Annotated in this window: 1 pseudogene; it reads right to left on the bottom strand. The window is 64.0% G+C overall.

Features of this window, described 5'->3' with window-relative positions:
• A pseudogene (locus NE591_RS13455) lies at positions 1-212 on the bottom strand (molybdopterin molybdenumtransferase MoeA); the annotation flags it as partial.
• Positions 213-339 lie beyond the last annotated feature (127 nt).

Below are 339 nucleotides of genomic sequence, written 5' to 3'. Positions count from 1 at the left end.
GTCGCAGGAGCCACCTCGGTAGCCTCGGCGATCTCGGCAGCGCGCAGGGCGAAGCCGTCCATGGCCGAATGAGCGAAGGGCGCAACATCGATGTCGCTTGTCTGATCGGCCGCCACCACACGCCCGACGGCATCGAGCAGCTCCACCGTTTCCACGGGAAGTTTCTCCACGGCCCCGCACACGAGCGCGCGGGCCTCTTCCAACGGAATCATTTCTCTCACAGGATCGGTCCTTCCCTTCCGCCCCGCCGCGCCATGCTCGGCTCCATCGCGCCACAGCAGCACCGCGAGCACGGAATCCAACCGTCGTAGTTTCACTGGGGATCATTATAACTATTGC

Source organism: Adlercreutzia sp. DFI.6.23 (genome assembly GCF_024462535.1).
In the GTDB taxonomy this organism is placed as follows: domain Bacteria; phylum Actinomycetota; class Coriobacteriia; order Coriobacteriales; family Eggerthellaceae; genus Adlercreutzia; species Adlercreutzia rubneri.
The sequence above is the reverse complement of the archived record's forward strand: the minus strand, read 5'-3'. Positions and strand labels throughout refer to the sequence as shown.